Source organism: Klebsiella sp. KPN54798 (assembly GCF_021184225.1).
Taxonomy (GTDB): Bacteria; Pseudomonadota; Gammaproteobacteria; order Enterobacterales; family Enterobacteriaceae; genus Klebsiella; species Klebsiella pneumoniae.
Genome location: NZ_CP089234.1, coordinates 1,480,016 through 1,500,095, shown reverse-complemented (window position 1 = coordinate 1,500,095; position 20,080 = coordinate 1,480,016). Strand labels below are relative to the sequence as shown.

Sequence of the window (20,080 nt, the reverse complement as noted above, 5' to 3'; positions counted from 1 at the left end):
GCAAATTAAATCTCGTCCGGCGTCCGCAGATTGGTCACTGCAATACGTTCGCCGCGTTTACGCTCGCGTTCCGACTGCATATTGGCGCGATAAACGCCCTGATCGCCAACCACCCATGAGAGCGGACGACGTTCTTTACCAATGGACTCCTGCAGCAGCATCAGCGCCTGCATATAGGCCTCCGGACGCGGCGGGCAGCCCGGGATGTACACATCGACCGGAATGAATTTATCCACGCCCTGGACGACGGAATAGATGTCGTACATCCCGCCTGAGTTGGCGCAGGCGCCCATGGAGATCACCCACTTCGGCTCCAGCATCTGATCGTAGAGACGCTGAATAACCGGCGCCATTTTGGTAAAGCATGTTCCCGCGACCACCATCAGGTCCGCCTGACGCGGAGAGGCGCGCAGAACTTCTGCCCCAAAACGCGCAACGTCATGCACCGCAGTGAATGACGTCACCATTTCCACATAACAGCAAGAAAGGCCGAAGTTGTACGGCCAAATTGAGTTCTTACGGCCCCAGTTCACCATGTCATGCAGCGCGTGTTCGAGTTTCCCCATATACACGCTTTTATTGACTTCCTGCTCCAGAGGATCGGTAACGATCTCCTGTTTCTGCAGGGGGTAACGGTCGTTCTCACCGTTAGGATCTATGCGGGTGAGCGTATAATCCATCTTATTGCCTCGCTTTTACTGCATATGACGGTTAGTGGGACTGTCTGTTTCCGGGTTAACCAGCGTGCGACGGGAACGCGCAGGCGTCCAGTCCAGTGCGCCGATGCGAACGAGATAAACCAGACCAGCCAGTAGCACTAAAATGAAAATTGCGGCTTCCACAAAGCCGACCCAGCCGCTCTCGCGGATAGAGGTCGACCATGCGTAGAGATACAGGGCTTCCACGTCGAAGATAACGAAGAACATGGCAACCAGATAAAACTTCGCAGAAAGACGTAAGCGGGCCGAACCGACGGAGTCGATCCCCGATTCAAACGGCGTGTTTTTACTACGCGCGCGCGCGCGACCGCCAAGGTACCAGCCGCCGACGAGCATGAGGCAGCACAGGCCGATAGCGATGATGAGAAATATAGCGAATGCCCAATGATGAGCGATGACTTCAGTGGATGTTGACATACGCATTGCTTAACCAAAAAAGTGTAGCGCCAAAACCCTCTGCTCTTACTGGCAGATGAACGCCACAGCGTTTCACGGGAGGAATAAAAAATAACCGTGCAAAAAAGCGTCCCTGGTCGATGTGAGAAGCCCAGATGCCGTGGCTTTTTACCCCTTTCTTTAACCTTTTGTCAACTTTAACAAAAGTTTTCATAACATTAATTTACATTGGAATCTTTTCATTAACATTAAATGCCCTTTTCTGCGAAATAACCTTGCATACTGTTCGGTTTTAGTGTTGTTGAATCGTGTCCGTTTCCGTCGTAAATCAAAAATCCCTTCTATTTTGACAGGATTTAGCCTCGATTCCTCCCCCAAAGAGGGGTATTTTCTTGATCTGCGACACGGTTTTGTTAATTACCCCAGGAAATCGGCAACAATCCATCCGGTTTTTTAACATTAGCAGGAAGTGTTGAAAGTGCAGGGAAAAGTCGACAAGCTGAGCGCCTTGTCACGCCAATACGCTGATTTTTCTGCAAAGAAATACAAAAAAGATTCAAAACATCAATAAGAGTGCAAAAAAAAGAGCCGCCAGGGGGGAAACCAACTCCTGAGGCTCTTTTTGGGCACTTACATTCTGTTACCAGTTTTTGTGATCTTTGTTAGCAAGAATACCCTTACACAACCAAGGTATTCCCTCCCTCTTCCGGAGTAAGTGCTGTGCCCGTTTCCCAGGGATGGATCTCCTGGCTCAGAGACTGAAAAATCGCCTGCGGCAGTTCGCTCACCGTCCGCGGATTGCAGCTGACGACGTACCGGGTGTCCGGCAACGCCGGTAACCCCTCACTGATGCCAGCCACGCGTAGATCCGGGCTCATCATTTCGACCGGGCGCGCCGTCACGCCCAGCCCGGCCTTCACCGCCGCTTTCACGCCCGATAGCGAGGAAGCTCCGTGGGCCAGATGCCAACTGACGCGAGCAGTTTCCAGCGCGGCGATAATATCCTGGCGGAATGGACTTGGCTCTTCGAGCAGGATCAGGGGGATAGATTCCCCCTTCGCCAGCACATATTCCGCTGCGCAATACCAGAGAGTAGGTGATGTTCTCAGGGTAAAAGAGGTAAAGCCGGGAGGCTGATGGGTGGTCAACGCCAGATCGACCAGCCCCTCGGCCAACATCTCCATGATGGCGGCATGGGGGTGAACTTTGATCTCCAACGTCATTCTGGGATAGAAACAGCCGATGCGGTTTAACAAAAACGGCAGGATGGTGTCAGCCGTTTCTTCTGACGCACCGATGCTCAGAGCCCCCTGCAGGCTGCCATACATCAGCGACATACAGGCTTCATCGTTAAAACGGAGAATTTTGCGGGCATAGCCCAGCAGCTGGATCCCCTGCTCGGTCAGCAGCTTATTGCGGCCGTGGCGGGCGAAAAGCTCTTTGCCCACCAGCTGTTCCAGGCGTTGCATTTGCTGACTGACCGCGGACTGAGTACGACACACTGCGGCGGCGGCGGCGGCAAAAGTGTTCAAATCAGCGACCGCGACAAAGGTACGCAGCAGATCGAGATCGAGGTTGAGTATGGGACGTGTTGTATTAATCATCTTTCTTCACTTACAGGTGGCTAACGCTGACCTGCCTTGTTGATGCTTTACGCCAGGTATCCGGCTATTCCCTGAGCCTCGTGCTCACCGTCTGACGGCGGATAAACAACTGGACGAACGTTATTACATGCCAAAGTACTCGTCTGGGCAAATGCGCAGAACTGCGGAGTAATATATTGTTCGTATTTCTCATTATTATTTATTACCACGACCAGCCAGGCGCCATGCGTCGCCGCGGGAACCCGGTCAGTGATGCTGAGAAAATCGCTCTTCTGGCGTAACTTCCCGGCAGAAAAGGAACAATAAAATCCTGTAATAACAATATATTAAATCTCAATGCAACCGCAGTTCTTGGCGGTTAACACGGATATTAACGGTGATATTCTAACCTATCCCCTCCTTTTTATAAGCCTTAATAAGGATTAACTGAGACAATTTTAAATTTTTTTCAACATTTTATATTAATTAACAAACCTCAGATTATTACCCGCTAAAAATAATAATAATGTGGTCGCACGCTGTTTTTTATTAAAATTATTTAACATCAAAATTACAAGCCAATCGCGCTTGTATGCAGGATAACGTTTATTGCGACTCCCCCTTCTCCCTCCCCCATATTACCGGGCAAACAAACGAGATAAATGATGGCAAAACCGCTACTAAATCTATATTTACGACCAAAAAATCGACATAAAAAGGCATAAGCCACAGACCAAATCCGCAATCGGTAGATAAATCAATTGCGCTTAAAATCCGGCGTTAGCAAAATCTTCTCCTGCAAAGCCTTCAAAACAGCGGGGAGGGGGAGTACATTGTTCCGTGCTGACTTCCACGGCAGGGAGTGGCGATAACAGCTAAAAGGTCAAGATTCATGTCCCCCATCGAAAAATCCAGCAAGTTAGAGAACGTCTGTTATGACATCCGCGGCCCGGTTCTGAAAGAAGCCAAACGTCTTGAAGAAGAAGGCAATAAGGTTCTGAAACTGAACATCGGCAACCCGGCGCCATTCGGCTTCGAGGCCCCTGACGAGATCCTCGTCGACGTCATCCGCAATTTGCCTACCGCCCAGGGTTACTGCGATTCGAAAGGATTGTACTCGGCGCGTAAAGCTATCATGCAGCATTACCAGGCCCGGGGTATGCGCGATGTCACGGTGGAAGACATCTATATCGGCAACGGCGTGTCCGAACTGATTGTGCAGGCGATGCAGGCGCTGTTAAACAGCGGCGATGAGATGCTGGTTCCCGCCCCGGACTACCCGCTGTGGACGGCGGCGGTGTCGCTTTCCAGCGGCAAAGCGGTGCACTATCTGTGTGACGAATCCTCTGACTGGTTCCCGGATCTGGACGACATCCGCGCAAAAATCACACCGCGCACCCGCGGGATCGTGATCATTAACCCTAACAACCCCACCGGCGCGGTCTATTCCAAAGAATTGCTGCAAGAGATCGTGGAGATCGCTCGTCAGCATAATCTGATCATTTTCGCCGATGAAATTTACGACAAGATCCTCTACGACGAAGCCCAGCATCACTCTATTGCCGCCCTTGCGCCGGACCTGCTGACGGTGACCTTTAACGGATTGTCGAAAACCTACCGCGTTGCCGGCTTCCGTCAGGGCTGGATGGTGCTGAATGGCCCGAAAAAACACGCGAAGGGCTATATCGAAGGGCTGGAGATGCTGGCTTCAATGCGCCTATGCGCCAACGTGCCGGCCCAGCATGCTATCCAGACGGCGCTGGGCGGCTATCAGAGCATCAGCGAATTCATCATCCCCGGCGGACGCCTGTATGAACAACGCAACCGCGCCTGGGAGCTTATCAACGATATTCCGGGCGTCTCCTGCGTGAAGCCAAAAGGCGCGCTGTATATGTTCCCGAAAATCGACGCCAAACGCTTCAATATTCATGACGACCAGAAAATGGTGCTCGACTTCCTGCTGCAGGAGAAAGTCCTGCTGGTGCAAGGCACCGCCTTTAACTGGCCGTGGCCGGATCACGTACGCATCGTGACCCTGCCGCGCGAAGACGACCTGGAGATGGCTATCTCCCGCTTTGGCCGCTTCCTCTCCGGCTACCATCAGCTTTAATCGCGCCGCCGCCGGCATTTGCATCCGGCGGCGATCCCTGCGCACAATGGAACCCGATGTTGTCACTGATTAAGGGTCCCTATGAGTCAGAGTCATTTCTTTGCCCACCTCTCCCGCCTGAAACTGATTAACCGCTGGCCGCTGATGCGCAACGTGCGCACCGAAAATGTCTCCGAACACAGCCTGCAGGTGGCGATGGTCGCCCACGCGCTGGCGGCGATTAAAAACCGCAAATTTGGCGGCCAGGTCAACGCCGAACGTATCGCCCTGCTGGCGATGTACCATGACGCCTCCGAAGTATTAACTGGCGACCTCCCTACCCCGGTGAAATATTTCAATTCGCAGATTGCCCAGGAATATAAGGCGATTGAGAAAATTGCTCAGCAAAGGCTGGTGGATATGGTCCCTGACGAGCTGCGCGATATTTTCGAGCCGCTGATTGATGAGCATCACTACAGTGAGGAAGAGCAGTCGATCGTTAAACAGGCTGACGCCCTCTGCGCTTACCTGAAGTGCCTCGAAGAGCTGTCTGCAGGCAATAACGAATTTCTGCTGGCCAAAGGTCGGCTGGAAAAGACCCTGGCATCGCGGCGCAGCGCGGAGATGGATTACTTTATGCAAGTGTTCGTCCCAAGCTTCCAGCTGTCGCTGGACGAAATTAGCCAGGATTCGCCGCTGTAAGGTTCTGGCCGGGCGGCGGTTGTGCTCTACCCGGCCAGAATATCTTAAAACGGAAACAGTACCGGGATTAGCAGGACGCAGACCACCATCACCAGTATGGTAAAGGGCACGCCTATTTTGACAAAATCGCTAAATGAGTACTTGCCCGGGCCAAGCACCAGGGTGTTAACCGGCGAGGAGACCGGGGTCATAAACGCCGCCGAAGCCGCCATCGCCACCACCATGGCAAAAGGATAGGGTGAGACGCCCATTGACTTCGCCGCCGCTAAGGCAATAGGCGCCATCAGCACCGCCGTGGCGGTGTTTGAGATAAACAGCCCAATCGCCGCGCACATCACGAACAGGCAGCCGAGCATCAGATAAGGCCCCTCGCCTCCGGCGACATCCATCAGTCCCTTCACCACCAGATCCACCCCGCCGGTTTTTTGCAGCGCCAGGGCAAACGGCATCATCCCAACAATCAAAATAATGCTCGGCCAGTGGATCGCCTTGTAGGCGCTTTCGGCATTGATGCAGCGGAATTTGCCCATCAGCAGACAGGCGATAATCGCGGCAATCGGGTTGGGAATTTCATCGGTGAGCATCAGGGCTACCATCAGCACCAGGCAGAAAATCGCATGCGGAGCCTGGCTGTGGGCCGGCGAAGCGTCATCGACCTCAACCGGCATATTGAGCACCACGAAATCCCGGCCGCGCTTCGCCAGCAAGGCAATTTGCCGCCAGTTGCCGACCACCAGCAGGATATCGCCGAGCTGCAGCGGCTCGTCGACCACCGAACCATCCATCGCTTTGCCATCGCGCTTCATGCCGACGATATTGAGACCAAACCGGGTGCGGAAGGCTATCTCTCGCACCGTTTTGCCCATCATCTCTGAATCCGGGATCAGCGCCACCTCCGCCATCCCCACATCCAGCGCCTGATCGGCAAAATACTCGCCGCGCAGCACCATCGGCTCAAGCATTTGCTCGCCGCAGAACTGGCGTAAATCGACATCGGAGGCGGACATATCGATTAGCAGGACGTCGCGGGCGCGAAATTCCGATACCCCGTTGACGTTGACAATTACCCGGCGGAACCGCCGCCAGCGTTCAACGCCGATCACGTTGGCGCAGTAGCGCTCACGCAGCTTTAAATCATCCAGCCGCTGACCGATCATCGGCGAACCCGGGCGGATGGCCAGCCGGCGAGCGCGGCCGGTGAGGTGATATTCGCGGATCAAATCGCGGAAGGTGCTTCTTTTTCGCCCATCGCGTGCGGAGTCGCCATTATCCGTCTTCAGCATAAAGCGCACCGCCAGCATATAGACGATGCCCAGGATCAGCACCACCAGGCCAATCGGCGTGACGCTGAAAAAGCTGAAGCCGTGCAGTCCCTCGCGCAGCAATTCACTGTTGACCACCAGGTTGGGCGGCGTCGCCACCAGGGTCATCATCCCGCTGATAAGCCCGGCGAAGCTCAGCGGCATCATCAGCCGCGATGGCGAGGTATTCATCCGCGCCGAGACGCTAAGTACCACCGGGATGAAAATGGCGACCACCCCGGTGGAGCTCATAAACGCGCCCAGACCGGCGACGGTGAGCATCAGGTAGATCAGCATCTTGGTTTCGCTGTTCCCCGCCACGCTCACCAGCCATGCCCCCATTTTGGTGGCGACTCCGGTGCGCACCAGGCCATCGCCGATAATAAACAGGGCGGCAATCAGGATCACGTTAGGATCGCTGAATCCGGAAAAAGCTTCATTTAACGTCAGCGTTCCGCTGAGGACAAAGGCGACAATGACCATCAGGGCGATAGCATCCATGCGCACCTTGCCGGTAGCAAACAGCACAACCGCGATGGCCAGGAGGGATAAAACCCAAATCAATTCACCGTTCACAACGTTTCCTTGTCACAAGTGGGAGTCGACATAGTGGCATAAAAAAGCCCCGACGACGCGGGGCGAAATCATGGGTTTACGCTTTAAGACGCACATTTACCACGCCGTCAGTCTGGCGTTCAACCACCAGATCTTCCAGGCTGCTCAGCACGAGGTCGGCTTCATCCAGGCGAGGGGCATCGGCGGGCACGTTGACCGCGATAGTGCGACAGCCGGCCGCCAGTCCGGAGAGGAGCCCCGCCGGCGCATCTTCCACCACCGCGCACTCCCCGGCAGGCAGACCCAGCCGCTCGGCGCCCAGCAGATAGGCGTCCGGCGCCGGTTTGCCGTGTTTCACCTGCTCGGCGGTGACGAACACCTCAGGCATCGGCAGGCCCGCCGCGCGGTGACGCGCGTGGGCAACCGGAATCGAGCCGGAGGTGACAATCGCCCACGGGATCCCGGCCTCATTGAGCGTATTCAGCAGGGCTAATGCCCCCGGCAGCGCAACGATACCCTCAATATCAGTGGCTTCTATCTGCTCGAGGTAGCGAAATTCGGCCTGGATATCCTCCTCGCTGCGCCCCGGCATAAAATGGCGAATGGAGGTAATGGCCTGCTTGCCGTGAATAAAACTGAGAATTTCATCATGGTCAATGGCGAAACGATCCCCCCACTTGCACCATGAACGCTCTACCACCGGCAAGGAATCCACCAGCGTCCCGTCTAAATCGAACAGGAAACCTTTACACTGCACGGGCACCTCCCTCAGGCGTTGATAATTTGATTAATTTCATTACTGCTCAGATGATACTGGCGCGGGCAAGCGTGCCAGACGCTCAGCATCCGCTGATATTTCTCCCACATCGGGGTCTGCGAGTTAAAGCCATGGGTACCGGCGTCAAAATGGCTGTAGCGGCCTTCAACGTTGACCATAAAACGCACATAGCCGAGATAACGCGCTTCGGTGGCGGCATCAAATCCGAGGAAGGTGACCCGGCGTTCATCGATACCCGCCGCGTCTTTCAGGTTGGTCCAGGAGACGTGCAGCGCGTGGTACATCTCCATGATATCAATAACGGTACGGCAGGTTTCTTCCGTCAGCTGGCCGAACTCGCGGTCCAGTTCACGCATCTGTAGCCCATACCCACGCTCTATGATGGTTTGCAGACGACGGTAGCGTTCCGCATTATCCGGGTCGAGCATCGTCATCATTTTGTACTGATTGGATAAAATCAGACGCTGCGCATTGGTCATTTCCATGTTGTGACTCCTGTAGCACGGTAGGGCGTGAAATAAAGAAGGCGCATAAATCATGCGCCTTCTTTTATATGCGTTTTCCGTAGTGAATTACAAATCATCAAGGAAAGTTTTATCCAGTTGTTTGAAGGCGCGCTTAAGCGTGTCAGCCAGCGCCTGATAATCGGGCTTGCCTTCGACCGGTGCCAGCGCCTGCCCCGCCTCCTGCAGTTTACCGCGCACTTCATAGAACCAGTTAAGAATGGAGGGCGGCAGCGGCGTCACCGAACGCTTACCCAACCACCAGAGTCCCTGCATCGGCAGGCTCAGCGCAAACAGCGCGGTAGCGACGGCGGGGCCCAGCTGGCCGCCAAGAGCTATCTGCCAGCAGAGGGTAAAAATGGCGATTGGCGGCATGATGCGGATGGCATAGCGGGTGGCACGAATAATGCGGTTTTCAATAAACACCGGCGCGAGGCGCTTGTCGAGAGGCCAGGTCTTTGCGTAATGCTGCCCGCGGTTGAACAAGCTAAAGAAGCTAACGGGGCGTTTCTCAGGGGTCGACATGGCTTTACCTCAACTTTACATATAAAACTTAAAAAATTCGTGCAAAACACCAACTATGCATGACATCGTTCAAAAGATTTTGGCAAAGGATGCCGCAATCAGGTATCCTGTGCCCGCCTGAAAGGGCGGTTAGACTCTTTGCCAGGCTAGTCAAATTATCGCATATTCTGCCATTGGCTGAAAATTATGCAAAATGGCATAAAATCAAATGTACTTCTCTCATCGTGCCCGAAAACAGAACAAGGCATGATGTTAATCATAAATGTCGAGGTCATCCTGCGCTACGCTAATGACACACTGACGTTTTTTTAGCCACGTATCATAAAAAGGTACTTCCATGTCGAGTAAGTTAGTACTGGTTCTGAACTGCGGTAGCTCCTCTCTGAAATTTGCTATCCTTGACGCCGTGAACGGCGACGAATATCTGTCCGGTTTAGCGGAATGCTTCCACCTGCCGGAAGCCCGTATCAAATGGAAAATGGACGGCAGCAAACAAGAAGCCGAGTTAGGCGCGGGCGCCGCGCACAGTGAAGCGCTGAACTTTATCGTTAACACTATTCTGGCACAAAAACCAGAACTGTCTGCTCAGCTGACCGCAATCGGCCACCGTATCGTACACGGCGGTGAAAAATACACCAGCTCCGTGGTGATCGACGAGTCCGTAATTCAGGGTATTAAAGACGCCGCGTCTTTCGCACCGCTGCACAACCCGGCACACCTGATCGGCATCGCTGAAGCGCTAAAATCCTTCCCGCACCTGAAAGACAAAAACGTGGCTGTATTCGATACGGCGTTCCATCAGACCATGCCGGAAGAATCCTATCTCTACGCCCTGCCGTACAGCCTGTACAAAGAGCACGGCGTTCGTCGTTACGGCGCGCACGGCACCAGCCACTTCTACGTGACTCAGGAAGCCGCTAAGATCCTCAACAAGCCGGTGGAAGAGCTGAACATCATCACCTGCCACCTCGGCAACGGTGGTTCTGTTTCCGCTATCCGTAACGGTAAATGCGTTGACACCTCCATGGGTCTGACCCCGCTGGAAGGCCTGGTGATGGGTACCCGCTCCGGTGACATCGATCCGGCCATCATCTTCCATCTGCACGACACCCTGGGCATGAGCGTTGACGCGATCAACAAAATGCTGACCAAAGAGTCCGGCCTGCTGGGTCTGACCGAAGTCACCAGCGACTGCCGCTACGTGGAAGACAACTATCAGGAAAAAGCCGACGCTAAACGCGCGATGGACGTTTACTGCCACCGCCTGGCGAAATACATCGGTTCCTACACCGCGCTGATGGACGGCCGTCTTGACGCCGTTATTTTCACCGGTGGTATCGGTGAAAACGCCGCGATGGTGCGTGAGCTGTCGCTGGGCAAACTGGGCGTACTGGGCTTTGAAGTTGACCATGAGCGTAACCTTGCTGCCCGCTTCGGCAAGTCTGGCTTCATCAACAAAGAAGGCACCCGTCCTGCCGTGGTTATCCCGACCAACGAAGAGCTGGTCATCGCGCAAGACGCCAGCCGTCTGACCGCATAATTCCACATCGCCAGCCCTGACCCGCAATAATTCGAGCTGCAGGAAGGCGGCGACACAGCAAAACCCCGGCCGCGTACAGCGCGTACGCCACCGGGGTGAGCAAGTAGAGCCAACGCACGTGCAACTTGAAATATGACGGATAGCTGGCGGTGCTGTTTTGTATCCCGCCTGATACTGGCGGTAACGAAAGAGGATATACCGTGTCCCGTACTATCATGTTAATTCCTACCGGTACCAGCGTAGGTCTGACCAGCGTCAGCCTCGGTGTGATCCGCGCTATGGAACGCAAAGGCGTTCGTCTGAGCGTCTTTAAACCTATCGCCCAGCCGCGTTCCGGTGGCGATGCCCCAGACCAGACCACCACCATCGTTCGCGCCAGCTCCTCCACCACCACCGCCGCTGAACCGCTGAAGATGAGCCATGTTGAGTCTCTGCTCTCCAGCAATCAGAAAGATGTGCTGATGGAAGAGATCATTGCCAACTACCACGCGAATACTCAGGACGCGGAAGTGGTGCTGGTGGAAGGCCTGGTACCGACCCGTAAGCATCAGTTCGCCCAGGCGCTGAACTTTGAAATCGCCAAAACGCTGAACGCTGAAATCGTCTTCGTGATGTCTCAGGGCACCGACACGCCAGAACAGCTGAACGAGCGTATCGAACTGACCCGTAACAGCTTTGGCGGCGCCAAAAATACCAGCATCACCGGCGTTATCGTCAACAAACTGAATGCCCCTGTCGACGATCAGGGCCGTACCCGTCCTGACCTGTCGGAAATTTTCGACGACTCGTCGAAAGCAAAAATCGTGAAGATTGACCCGGCTCAGCTGCAGAAAGGCAGCACGCTGCCGGTGCTGGGCGCAGTGCCATGGAGCTTCGATCTGATCGCGACCCGCGCGATCGACATGGCGCACCATCTGAATGCGACCATCATCAACGAAGGCGATATCAATACCCGCCGCGTGAAATCCGTGACTTTCTGCGCGCGCAGCATCCCGCACATGCTGGAACACTTCCGCCCTGGTTCTCTGCTGGTTACCTCCGCAGACCGTCCTGACGTGCTGGTTGCGGCCTGCCTGGCGGCAATGAACGGCGTGGAAATCGGCGCCATTCTGCTGACCGGCGGCTATGAAATGGACGCGCGCATCAGCAAGCTGTGTGAACGCGCTTTCGCGACCGGCCTGCCGGTATTCATGGTCAACACCAACACCTGGCAGACCTCCCTGAGCCTGCAGAGCTTTAACCTCGAAGTACCGGTTGACGATCACGAGCGTATCGAGAAAGTTCAGGAATACGTGGCCAACTACATCAACGCCGACTGGATCGAATCGCTGACCGCGACCTCCGAGCGCAGCCGCCGTCTCTCTCCGCCAGCCTTCCGCTACCAGCTGACCGAGCTGGCGCGCAAAGCCGGCAAACGTGTCGTTCTGCCGGAAGGCGACGAACCGCGTACCGTGAAAGCGGCGGCGATTTGCGCCGAACGCGGGATCGCCACCTGCGTCCTGCTGGGTAACCCGGATGAGATCAACCGCGTAGCCGCGGCCCAGGGCGTTGAGCTTGGCGCCGGCATTGAAATCGTCGATCCGGAAGTGGTTCGCGAAAGCTATGTGGGTCGCCTGGTCGAACTGCGTAAGAACAAAGGCATGACCGAAGCGGTCGCGCGTGAGCAGCTGGAAGACAACGTGGTTCTCGGCACCCTGATGCTGGAACAGGACGAAGTCGACGGTCTGGTATCCGGCGCGGTTCACACCACTGCCAACACCATTCGTCCGCCGCTGCAGCTGATCAAAACCGCGCCGGGCAGCTCGCTGGTCTCCTCCGTGTTCTTCATGCTGCTGCCGGAACAGGTTTACGTTTACGGCGACTGCGCGATCAACCCGGACCCGACCGCCGAGCAGCTGGCGGAAATCGCTATTCAGTCCGCTGAATCCGCGATTGCCTTCGGCATCGAACCGCGCGTGGCGATGCTCTCCTACTCCACCGGTACCTCCGGCGCGGGTAGCGATGTCGAGAAAGTCCGCGAAGCGACCCGTCTGGCGCAGGAAAAACGTCCTGACCTGATGATCGACGGCCCGCTGCAGTATGACGCCGCGGTGATGGCTGACGTAGCGAAGTCCAAAGCGCCGAACTCACCGGTAGCTGGCCGCGCGACCGTGTTCATCTTCCCGGATCTGAACACCGGTAACACCACGTACAAAGCGGTACAGCGCTCTGCCGACCTGATCTCCATCGGGCCGATGCTGCAGGGTATGCGCAAGCCGGTCAACGACCTGTCCCGTGGCGCGCTGGTAGACGATATCGTCTATACCATCGCACTGACCGCGATCCAATCGGCTCAGCAGCAGAAGTAATCTGCCGCTGTGGTCAAAGCAAAAGGCAGCCGAATGGCTGCCTTTTTGTCGTCAGGAGGCGAGCGACGATTGCTGTCGCGCGTTTGCGATCTTTATTCGCGCTCGCTCTCTTCCGCATCATCATACTCATTACCGGCGTTGCGGGTCATCCACAGCGCCAGCGCTTTCAGGGAGTCCGGCGTGAACTCATCGCAGCGGGCGGTGATCTCTTCCGGCGTTAACCAGCACACCTCGCTGACCTCTTCTTCCTGCAGGGCGAACGGCCCGTGGGAGACGCAGCTAAACAGACTTCCCCAGACGCGGCAGAATTTGTCTTCGTAATAAAACTGGCCGTGATCGGCAAACGGCACCCCGGCGATGCCTAACTCCTCTTCCGCCTCGCGACGGGCCGATTCCAGCAGCTGCTCATCAGCCTGCACGACGCCGCCAGCGGTGGCATCCAGCATGCCCGGATGAAAGTCTTTTGTCTCGGTGCGTCGCTGCACCAGAATTTTCCCCATTCCGTCATGAACGACGATATAGGTCGCCCGGTGGCGCAGGCACTGCGCGCGCATTTGCTCGCGGCTGGACTGTGCTATCACCTCATTGTTTTCATTAACAATATCGACCCATTCTGTGCTTGCCAAATGATTCTGTTCCGCCATCAGGAAACCTTACTTTAAATGCGCTCTCGCGGCGCGTCTTTATGATTGAGGGCTAAATTACGGGTAAATTGCAACCTCTGCAATAACCTGATTATCATTGAGTGCTAAAACCTGCAGCCGCCCCTGTTCCAGCAGCCCATAGCTGGCGGAATATCCCCCTTTCGGGATACTCACTGAGCCGGGATTAAAGAGGTAAATTGCGCCGCGTTTTTCCGCGACCGGTATATGAGTATGGCCATATGCCAGGACATCGCCAGCGGCCAGCGGCGGCAGATTATCCGGACTATAGAGATGCCCGTGGGTCAGAAACAGGCGATAGCGTTCGCTAAGCACCTGCTGCCAGGGCGCGGTCATTGGAAAACGAAGCAGCATCTGATCCACTTCGCTGTCGCAGTTGCCGCGAACGGCAACAATGCGTTCCGCCACGCTGTTCAACCGCTCCGCCACCTCACCCGGCGCATACCCCTCAGGCAGCGCGTTGCGCGGACCGTGATTGAGCACATCGCCGAGTATGATCAGCCACCTGGCGCCGCTTTGCGCGAACCGTTCAAGCACGCGTTCCGTGGTGGGCAGCGAACCATGAATATCGGAGGCAAACATCAGCTTCATAGGTTCCATCTCCACTGGTTACGATGCCTCTATGATAGCGGAAGCGCGGCGGGTTATCAGCCTCAGCGTTTGGCGGAAAGCGCCACGTAACGCTGGATTGAGGCCCGCTGCCACTGGAAAGACGCATAATCAGCCAGCGCCTCCGGTACCTTATCGCCATTGAGAACCAGGCGATTGAGCATCAGCGCCAGGTCTGCGTCGGCAATAGACCATTCGCCAAATAAATTTTGCCCGCCGTGGGCCAGTAGCGTGGTGGCGGTGGCAAACAGCTTTTCCGCAGATTGCCTGCCGGCCTCGCTGAGGTCCGGCATTTTCGCCCCGCCAAACACCACGGCGGTGGATCGCTCTTCACGAATTGGCATCAGATCGCTGCGCAGCCAGGCCTGGATCTGCCGGGCGCGGGCTCGTTTTTGCAGATCATGCGGGTAGATGCGCTCCCACTCCGGCGGCGCGAAACGCTCATCCAGATACTCAGTAATCGCCGAAGACTCACTTAGCGCGAAATCATCAACCTCCAGCAGCGGTACGCGACGGGTGGCGGCATAGCCTGTCCAGCCCGCCTGCAGATGTTCGCCGCGGTTCAGGTCGACGGTTTTAAGGGTAAAAGGCAGGCTTTTTTCCTGCAGAGCGACATAGACAGACATCACGTACGGTGAGAAAAAATCGGCATCGGACCACAGAGTAATGACAGGCTGGCTCATAGCTTCCTCAAGGGTGGTAGACAGGACAATAAGCCAACATAGCCTGTCTTACAGGCGATGTCACTGCTCGAGCGCGGACGACTCGTCGCCTGGCTGCCGGGTCGCTTGCGGAATTTCTCCCGGGTGGCGCAGCTTCACCTATACTCGAACAGTTTGCGACCCACGACGGCGGGAAATATTATGATCGATCTTTACTATGCACCCACCCCAAACGGCCACAAAATCACCCTGTTCCTCGAAGAGGCGGAGCTAGCCTATCGGCTAATTCGGGTCGATATCGGCAAAGGGGAACAATTTCATCCGCAGTTTCTGGCGATTTCGCCGAATAATAAAGTTCCGGCTATCGTCGACCACATGCCTGCTGACGGCGGGGCGCCGTTGAGCGTTTTCGAGTCCGGCGCCATCCTGCTCTATCTGGCGGAAAAAAGCGGTAAGCTGCTGAGCGGCGAGCTGCGGGAACGCTACGTCACGCTGCAGTGGCTGTTCTGGCAGGTCGGCGGGCTGGGGCCGATGCTGGGGCAAAATCAACATTTTTCCCACACCGCGCCGCAAACCGTGCCCTACGCTATTGAACGTTTTCAGGTGGAAACCCAACGACTGTATGGGGTGTTAAATCAGCGCCTGGGATGCAGCCCGTGGCTTGGCGGCGACCACTACAGTATCGCCGACATCGCCGCCTGGCCCTGGGTGAACTGCCATGTCCGACAGCGTATCGATCTGGCGAACTATCCGGCGGTGCACAACTGGTATGAGCGCATTAAGCAGCGGCCGGCAACGGCGGAAGCGATGTTAAAAATTCAGCTTTATTAACCCCCTGCTCGCCCGTCGCGCTTTGTTGTATGATTGCAGGACTTACACCACGGAGGAAGCCTGCAATGTCTCAACCAGACGCCATTATTCGTATTAAGAACCTGCGCCTGCGGACTTTTATTGGTATTAAAGAGGAAGAGATCGCCAACCGCCAGGACGTGGTAGTGAATGTAGCCATTCACTACCCTGCCGATAAAGCGCGCGACAGCGAGGACATCAATGATGCGCTGAACTATCGCACCATTACCAAGCGCATAATCAGCCATCTTGAGAATGGCCGTTTTTCGCTGCTGGAAAAATTAACTCAGGATGTGCTGAATATCGCATGCGAACATCACTGGGTCACATATGCTGAAGTGGAGATTGATAAACTTCATGCGCTGCGCTATGCCGACTCGGTGTCCATGACCATGAGCTGGCGTCGCTAACTATGTCAGGGAGGTGGTATGAAGATCCTGCTTACTGGTGGTACCGGCCTGATTGGCCGACATCTGATACCCAGATTGCTGGAGCTCGGGCATAGCGTCACGGTCTCCACGCGACATCCGGATACCGCCCGCGCCCGTCTCGATCCGCGCGTCACCCTGTGGCGCGATTTCGAGGGCCATCACCACCTCAATAATATTGATGCCGTCATCAATCTGGCGGGTGAACCCATCGCTGATAAACGCTGGACGGCCGAGCAGAAACAACGCTTGTGCCATAGCCGCTGGGATCTCACGCAGCGGCTGGTGGGCCTGATCCACGCCAGCGACACCCCTCCCTCCGTGCTGATCAGCGGGTCTGCCATCGGCTACTATGGCGACCTCGGCGAGGTGGTGGTGACCGAAGAAGAGCCACCGCACAATGAGTTTACCCATAAGCTGTGCGCCCGCTGGGAGCAAATTGCCTGCGAAGCGCAAAGCGAGCGCACCCGCGTCTGCCTGCTGCGCACCGGCGTGGTACTGGCTCCGCGGGGCGGTATTCTCGGCAAAATGACACCCGCCTTTAAGCTCGGCCTCGGCGGGCCTATCGGCAACGGCAGACAGTACCTGGCCTGGATCCATATCGACGATATGGTTAACGGCATTCTGTGGCTGCTGGATAACGATCTGCGCGGTCCGTTCAATATGGTTTCTCCCTACCCGGTGCATAACGAGCAGTTCGCCCATGCACTGGGTCATGCGCTCCATCGACCGGCGATTTTCCGCGTTCCCGCCGCCGCTATCCGCCTGTTGATGGGGGAATCCGCCGTCCTGGTGCTCGGCGGCCAGCGCGCGCTGCCAAAGCGTCTGGAGGCCGCCGGCTTCGCCTTCCGCTGGTACGATCTGGACGAAGCGCTAAAGGATGTGCTGAGTTAATGGCTGACACAGGGGAGCATTGGCTCCCCTGATTCCATTCTGCTGGCTCATGCTCCACGCCTTGATGGCCTCACCCTGGCGCTGCAGCATCGCCATATTCAGGACAACCAGCGCCCTTAATCGCCTGAATTCACCGCCAGCCGGCCGGTTCGCCGGTGTTACCTGGCAAAGCAAAGTGCTAAGGTAGGCTTTTCTTTCTGCGTATTGACTGCTTTATGACGACCATCACCACACCACGCCTTTCGCTTACCCGCTTTGTTACCGATGACTGGCCCTTTTTTCTGCGCCTGCGCCAGGATCCGCAGGTGATGCGTTTTATGGGGGAGGTGTTAAGCGAGGAGGCGCTGCGCAGCGTCTTCGTCAGTCGCTGTGCCGATCCCGGGGTGTTTGTATTGCGCGATAAATTCGGCGAGGCGCTGGGCGATATTGGGCTCCGCATCAGCCCGAAAAATCCGCACGAAGCTGACGTCGGCTACGCGCTGCTGCCTCAGGCTCAGGGAAAAGGCTATGCCAGCGAAGCGCTGCGGGCGGTCTGCGAGTATGGTTTCACCACCCTGGGGGTGCAGGCCATCAATGCCTGGGTGCTGGGTGAAAACCGTGGCTCATCGCGCCTGCTGGAGAAGCAAGGCTTTGTGCGCACCCAGGTGCTGGAGAAAGCCTATCATCTGAACGGCGTCGATTACGATGACTGGATCTATCGGCTGGAGCGGGAAGCTCATCCGGCGTCCGCAGACGCCGGATGAGCCGATTATTTCAGCGAACCTTTCAGAAACTGCTGCAGGCGCGGGCTTTTCGGCGCGCCAAACAGCGCATCCGGATGCCCTTCTTCTTCAATTTTACCCTGATGCAGAAAAATGACATGTGAAGAGACGTGGCGGGCAAAGCCCATTTCATGGGTCACCACCACCATGGTTTTTCCCTCTTCCGCCAGCTGCTGCATAATGCGTAACACTTCGCCCACCAGTTCCGGATCCAGCGCGGAGGTCGGCTCATCAAACAGCAGCACTTCCGGTTCCATCGCCAGCGCGCGGGCAATAGAGACACGCTGCTGCTGGCCACCGGAAAGATGCACCGGATATTTCGCCTGCTGACGTTCGTCTATCCCGACCTTGGCCAGGTATTTCACCGCCCGTTCGCGCGCTTCCTGTTTGCTTAAGCCCAGCACCTGAATCGGCGCCTCCATGACGTTCTCCAGCACCGTCATGTGGCTCCACAGATTGAAATGCTGAAACACCATGGTCAACCGGGTGCGCAGCAGGCGCAACTGGTTCTTGTCGGCCACCTTCAGCTGGCCGTCTTTATCCCGTACCAGACCAATATTTTGGCCGCTGACGACGATCGTGCCTTCGCTCGGTTTTTCAAGGAAGTTAATACAGCGCAAAAAGGTACTTTTTCCGGAACCCGATGAACCGATGATGCTGATAACGTCCCCGGCTTTCGCCTGCAGCGAGACGCCCTTCAGCACCTCGTGTTCCCCATAGCGTTTATGCAGATCGATAACGTTTAATTTATTGTCGGACATGGCGTTCTCAATGCGTCGAAGAAGGTTTGATATGCTGCAACCAGCGCTTTTCCGCTTTACGGAACAAGCTAATCAGCACATACGAGATAATTAAATAGAGCACCGCGGCGATGCCAAACGCGGTGAACGGCTGATAGGTGGCCGAGTTGATATCGCGGGCGATTTTCAGCAGATCCGGTACCGTAGCGGTAAACGCCAGCGCGGTAGAGTGCAGCATGAGGATCACTTCGTTACTGTAGGCCGGCAGTGCAATCCGCAGCGCGGAAGGCAGAATAATGCAGCGATACAGTTTGACTGACGAGAAGCCGTAGGCCCGCGCTGCTTCAATTTCTCCGGCGGGTACTGAACGGATCGCGCCGGCGAAAATTTCAGTGGTATAGGCGCAAGTATTCAGGGTTAACGCCAGAACCGTGCAGTTTAGCCCGCTGCGGAAAAAAGCGTTCAACAGCTCCGTGCCTTTGACGATTTCCAGGGTATACATGCCGGAGTAAAAAACCAGCAGTTGCACATACAGCGGCGTACCGCGAAATATGTAAGTGAACAGCCAGATGGGGAACTGGATAAACTTATTGCTCGAGACGCGGCCGATGGCCAGAAACACCGCCAGGATGCCCCCCATTACCACTGAAGAGATCAGCAACCATAAGGTAATTGCCACACCGGTAAAGCGATAGCCGTCGGTCCACAGTAGTGATTTCCAGTACTCCTGAATAATTTCAATCACAGGTCAGCCCTCTTCACGCCAACGGTATAGCGGCGTTCGAGCAGCAGCAGTACGCCATTAGAAACGGTGGTAAACACCAGATAAATCAGGCCGCAGACGATGGCGAAGTAGAACGGCTGCCAGGTGCTTTTCCCGGCCAGCTGCGTGGCTTTGACCACATCCTCCAGCCCCAGCAACGAGACCAGCGCCGTCGCCTTGAGGATAACCTGCCAGTTGTTGCCTATCCCCGGCAGCGCGTAGCGCATCATCGCCGGGAAGAGAATACGCCGGAACGTCTGCCCGCCGCTAAAGCCAAAGGCGGTAGCCGCTTCGATATGCCCCTTCGGCACCGCCAGGTAGGCGCCGCGGAAGGTTTCCGTAAAATAGGCGCCATAGATAAAGCCAAGGGTAATAATCCCGGCGATCATCGGATCGATATCAAACTGGGCCATACCCAGCGCGTCGGTAACGCTGTTTAGCGCAATCTGCAGGCCGTAGAAAATCAGCAGCATCAGCACCAGATCGGGCACGCCGCGGATAAGAGTGGTATAGCCTTCAAACACCAGCGCCAGTGGACGGTTGCTCGATAACTTTGCGCCAGCGCCCGCCAGCCCAATCAGGACGGCGAGAACGACCGAGCTGAGCGCAAGCTCCAGGGTGACGAGCGCACCCTGCAAAATAACCTGTGAAAACCCATACAGCATGCTGCCTA

22 protein-coding genes are annotated in these 20,080 nt (G+C 56.0%); 8 read left to right on the top strand and 14 right to left on the bottom strand.

The genetic code is table 11. The annotated features are described in order from the left end of the window. Positions 1-5: 5 nt before the first annotated feature. The 3 genes from nuoB to LPQ25_RS07455 form a co-directional block, all read right to left on the bottom strand. Positions 6-680, bottom strand: a complete 675-nt coding sequence (gene nuoB / locus LPQ25_RS07465) for an NADH-quinone oxidoreductase subunit NuoB (protein ID WP_002913178.1) — start codon at positions 678-680, stop codon at positions 6-8. A 15-nt stretch (positions 681-695) separates the two neighbouring features. Next, positions 696-1,142: an NADH-quinone oxidoreductase subunit NuoA gene (nuoA, locus tag LPQ25_RS07460; RefSeq protein WP_002913181.1), complete on the bottom strand. Its 447-nt coding sequence runs from the start codon at positions 1,140-1,142 to the stop codon at positions 696-698. Positions 1,143-1,792: 650 nt separating this feature from the next. Then, positions 1,793-2,719 (bottom strand): LysR family transcriptional regulator, encoded by a 927-nt coding sequence (locus LPQ25_RS07455; protein WP_048336779.1) that lies wholly within the window; start codon positions 2,717-2,719, stop codon positions 1,793-1,795. An 871-nt stretch (positions 2,720-3,590) separates the two neighbouring features. Here LPQ25_RS07455 and alaA point away from each other — a divergent pair. Further along, positions 3,591-4,808, top strand: coding sequence for an alanine transaminase AlaA (gene alaA, locus LPQ25_RS07450; RefSeq protein WP_002913185.1), 1,218 nt, complete (start codon positions 3,591-3,593; stop codon positions 4,806-4,808). A gap of 81 nt (positions 4,809-4,889) precedes the next feature. Next, positions 4,890-5,489 (top strand): 5'-deoxynucleotidase, encoded by a 600-nt coding sequence (gene yfbR / locus LPQ25_RS07445; protein WP_014907159.1) that lies wholly within the window; start codon positions 4,890-4,892, stop codon positions 5,487-5,489. A 44-nt stretch (positions 5,490-5,533) separates the two neighbouring features. Here the strand turns inward: yfbR and LPQ25_RS07440 are convergent, their stop codons facing one another. From LPQ25_RS07440 to yfbV, 4 genes are all read right to left on the bottom strand, one after another. Then, on the bottom strand, positions 5,534-7,366 hold the full coding sequence (locus LPQ25_RS07440) for an SLC13 family permease (protein ID WP_009484760.1): 1,833 nt from the start codon (positions 7,364-7,366) through the stop codon (positions 5,534-5,536). Positions 7,367-7,442: 76 nt separating this feature from the next. Beyond that, on the bottom strand, positions 7,443-8,102 hold the full coding sequence (locus LPQ25_RS07435; RefSeq protein WP_004174996.1) for a sugar phosphatase: 660 nt from the start codon (positions 8,100-8,102) through the stop codon (positions 7,443-7,445). Positions 8,103-8,113: 11 nt separating this feature from the next. Further along, the gene (locus LPQ25_RS07430; protein WP_002913193.1) at positions 8,114-8,608 is read right to left on the bottom strand and encodes a YfbU family protein; all 495 of its coding nucleotides are present in this window, start codon (positions 8,606-8,608) and stop codon (positions 8,114-8,116) included. Positions 8,609-8,695: 87 nt separating this feature from the next. Further along, complete coding sequence (yfbV, locus tag LPQ25_RS07425) at positions 8,696-9,151, bottom strand: terminus macrodomain insulation protein YfbV (protein ID WP_002913194.1); 456 nt, start codon at positions 9,149-9,151, stop codon at positions 8,696-8,698. A 337-nt stretch (positions 9,152-9,488) separates the two neighbouring features. On the opposite strand from yfbV, the gene ackA reads away from it, so the two are divergent. Together ackA and pta are read left to right on the top strand one after the other, a co-directional pair. Further along, a complete protein-coding gene (gene ackA / locus LPQ25_RS07420; protein WP_002913195.1) occupies positions 9,489-10,691 on the top strand; it encodes an acetate kinase in 1,203 nt (400 codons plus the stop codon). A 200-nt stretch (positions 10,692-10,891) separates the two neighbouring features. Next, the gene (gene pta / locus LPQ25_RS07415) at positions 10,892-13,039 is read left to right on the top strand and encodes a phosphate acetyltransferase (RefSeq protein WP_002913196.1); all 2,148 of its coding nucleotides are present in this window, start codon (positions 10,892-10,894) and stop codon (positions 13,037-13,039) included. 92 nt (positions 13,040-13,131) lie between these two features. Here pta and yfcD read toward each other — a convergent pair whose 3' ends face one another. The 3 genes from yfcD to yfcF form a co-directional block, all read right to left on the bottom strand. Beyond that, positions 13,132-13,683 (bottom strand): NUDIX hydrolase YfcD, encoded by a 552-nt coding sequence (yfcD, locus tag LPQ25_RS07410; RefSeq protein ID WP_002913197.1) that lies wholly within the window; start codon positions 13,681-13,683, stop codon positions 13,132-13,134. A 57-nt stretch (positions 13,684-13,740) separates the two neighbouring features. Then, positions 13,741-14,292 carry a phosphodiesterase gene (gene yfcE, locus LPQ25_RS07405; protein WP_015875069.1) on the bottom strand — a complete coding sequence of 184 codons (552 nt, stop codon included), beginning with the start codon at positions 14,290-14,292 and terminating at the stop codon, positions 13,741-13,743. Positions 14,293-14,354: 62 nt separating this feature from the next. Next, complete coding sequence (gene yfcF, locus LPQ25_RS07400; protein ID WP_014907157.1) at positions 14,355-14,993, bottom strand: glutathione transferase; 639 nt, start codon at positions 14,991-14,993, stop codon at positions 14,355-14,357. 180 nt (positions 14,994-15,173) lie between these two features. On the opposite strand from yfcF, the gene yfcG reads away from it, so the two are divergent. From yfcG to LPQ25_RS07385, 3 genes are all read left to right on the top strand, one after another. Beyond that, positions 15,174-15,803, top strand: a complete 630-nt coding sequence (gene yfcG / locus LPQ25_RS07395) for a GSH-dependent disulfide bond oxidoreductase (protein WP_014907156.1) — start codon at positions 15,174-15,176, stop codon at positions 15,801-15,803. A 65-nt stretch (positions 15,804-15,868) separates the two neighbouring features. Next, positions 15,869-16,231 carry a dihydroneopterin triphosphate 2'-epimerase gene (folX, locus tag LPQ25_RS07390; RefSeq protein WP_002913200.1) on the top strand — a complete coding sequence of 121 codons (363 nt, stop codon included), beginning with the start codon at positions 15,869-15,871 and terminating at the stop codon, positions 16,229-16,231. An 18-nt stretch (positions 16,232-16,249) separates the two neighbouring features. Then, positions 16,250-17,143: a TIGR01777 family oxidoreductase gene (locus tag LPQ25_RS07385; protein ID WP_014907155.1), complete on the top strand. Its 894-nt coding sequence runs from the start codon at positions 16,250-16,252 to the stop codon at positions 17,141-17,143. Here the strand turns inward: LPQ25_RS07385 and LPQ25_RS07380 are convergent. Then, positions 17,123-17,239 carry a hypothetical protein gene (locus LPQ25_RS07380; RefSeq protein ID WP_014343361.1) on the bottom strand — a complete coding sequence of 39 codons (117 nt, stop codon included), beginning with the start codon at positions 17,237-17,239 and terminating at the stop codon, positions 17,123-17,125. The two genes, LPQ25_RS07385 and LPQ25_RS07380, sit on opposite strands and share 21 nt — an antisense overlap. A 119-nt stretch (positions 17,240-17,358) precedes the next feature. Here LPQ25_RS07380 and LPQ25_RS07375 point away from each other — a divergent pair, with 119 nt between their 5' ends. Beyond that, positions 17,359-17,886 (top strand): GNAT family N-acetyltransferase, encoded by a 528-nt coding sequence (locus LPQ25_RS07375; RefSeq protein WP_004140943.1) that lies wholly within the window; start codon positions 17,359-17,361, stop codon positions 17,884-17,886. Positions 17,887-17,891: 5 nt separating this feature from the next. Here LPQ25_RS07375 and hisP read toward each other — a convergent pair whose 3' ends face one another. The 3 genes from hisP to LPQ25_RS07360 are packed head-to-tail and all read right to left on the bottom strand — an operon-like array spanning position 17,892 to position 20,072. Next, the gene (gene hisP / locus LPQ25_RS07370) at positions 17,892-18,665 is read right to left on the bottom strand and encodes a histidine ABC transporter ATP-binding protein HisP (protein ID WP_002913206.1); all 774 of its coding nucleotides are present in this window, start codon (positions 18,663-18,665) and stop codon (positions 17,892-17,894) included. Between the two features lie 7 nt (positions 18,666-18,672). After that, positions 18,673-19,389 carry a histidine ABC transporter permease HisM gene (gene hisM, locus LPQ25_RS07365; RefSeq protein WP_002913207.1) on the bottom strand — a complete coding sequence of 239 codons (717 nt, stop codon included), beginning with the start codon at positions 19,387-19,389 and terminating at the stop codon, positions 18,673-18,675. Then, positions 19,386-20,072, bottom strand: coding sequence for a histidine ABC transporter permease HisQ (locus LPQ25_RS07360; protein WP_002913208.1), 687 nt, complete (start codon positions 20,070-20,072; stop codon positions 19,386-19,388). The genes hisM and LPQ25_RS07360 overlap by 4 nt, the downstream gene beginning before the upstream one ends. Positions 20,073-20,080: the final 8 nt, after the last annotated feature.

Excerpts from the sequence above, each read along its gene's own strand:
- nuoA (WP_002913181.1), bottom strand. The coding sequence starts at position 1,142 with ATGCGTATGTCAACATCCACTGAAGTCATCGCTCATCATTGGGCATTC.
- yfcG (WP_014907156.1), top strand. The coding sequence starts at position 15,174 with ATGATCGATCTTTACTATGCACCCACCCCAAACGGCCACAAAATCACC.
- ackA (WP_002913195.1), top strand. The coding sequence starts at position 9,489 with ATGTCGAGTAAGTTAGTACTGGTTCTGAACTGCGGTAGCTCCTCTCTG.
- LPQ25_RS07455 (WP_048336779.1), bottom strand. The coding sequence starts at position 2,719 with ATGATTAATACAACACGTCCCATACTCAACCTCGATCTCGATCTGCTG.
- LPQ25_RS07360 (WP_002913208.1), bottom strand. The coding sequence starts at position 20,072 with ATGCTGTATGGGTTTTCACAGGTTATTTTGCAGGGTGCGCTCGTCACC.
- yfcD (WP_002913197.1), bottom strand. The coding sequence starts at position 13,683 with ATGGCGGAACAGAATCATTTGGCAAGCACAGAATGGGTCGATATTGTT.
- LPQ25_RS07375 (WP_004140943.1), top strand. The coding sequence starts at position 17,359 with ATGACGACCATCACCACACCACGCCTTTCGCTTACCCGCTTTGTTACC.
- yfbV (WP_002913194.1), bottom strand. The coding sequence starts at position 9,151 with ATGTCGACCCCTGAGAAACGCCCCGTTAGCTTCTTTAGCTTGTTCAAC.
- alaA (WP_002913185.1), top strand. The coding sequence starts at position 3,591 with ATGTCCCCCATCGAAAAATCCAGCAAGTTAGAGAACGTCTGTTATGAC.
- yfcF (WP_014907157.1), bottom strand. The coding sequence starts at position 14,993 with ATGAGCCAGCCTGTCATTACTCTGTGGTCCGATGCCGATTTTTTCTCA.
- nuoB (WP_002913178.1), bottom strand. The coding sequence starts at position 680 with ATGGATTATACGCTCACCCGCATAGATCCTAACGGTGAGAACGACCGT.
- LPQ25_RS07380 (WP_014343361.1), bottom strand. The coding sequence starts at position 17,239 with ATGGCGATGCTGCAGCGCCAGGGTGAGGCCATCAAGGCGTGGAGCATG.
- yfbR (WP_014907159.1), top strand. The coding sequence starts at position 4,890 with ATGAGTCAGAGTCATTTCTTTGCCCACCTCTCCCGCCTGAAACTGATT.
- LPQ25_RS07385 (WP_014907155.1), top strand. The coding sequence starts at position 16,250 with ATGAAGATCCTGCTTACTGGTGGTACCGGCCTGATTGGCCGACATCTG.
- yfcE (WP_015875069.1), bottom strand. The coding sequence starts at position 14,292 with ATGAAGCTGATGTTTGCCTCCGATATTCATGGTTCGCTGCCCACCACG.
- LPQ25_RS07430 (WP_002913193.1), bottom strand. The coding sequence starts at position 8,608 with ATGGAAATGACCAATGCGCAGCGTCTGATTTTATCCAATCAGTACAAA.
- folX (WP_002913200.1), top strand. The coding sequence starts at position 15,869 with ATGTCTCAACCAGACGCCATTATTCGTATTAAGAACCTGCGCCTGCGG.
- hisP (WP_002913206.1), bottom strand. The coding sequence starts at position 18,665 with ATGTCCGACAATAAATTAAACGTTATCGATCTGCATAAACGCTATGGG.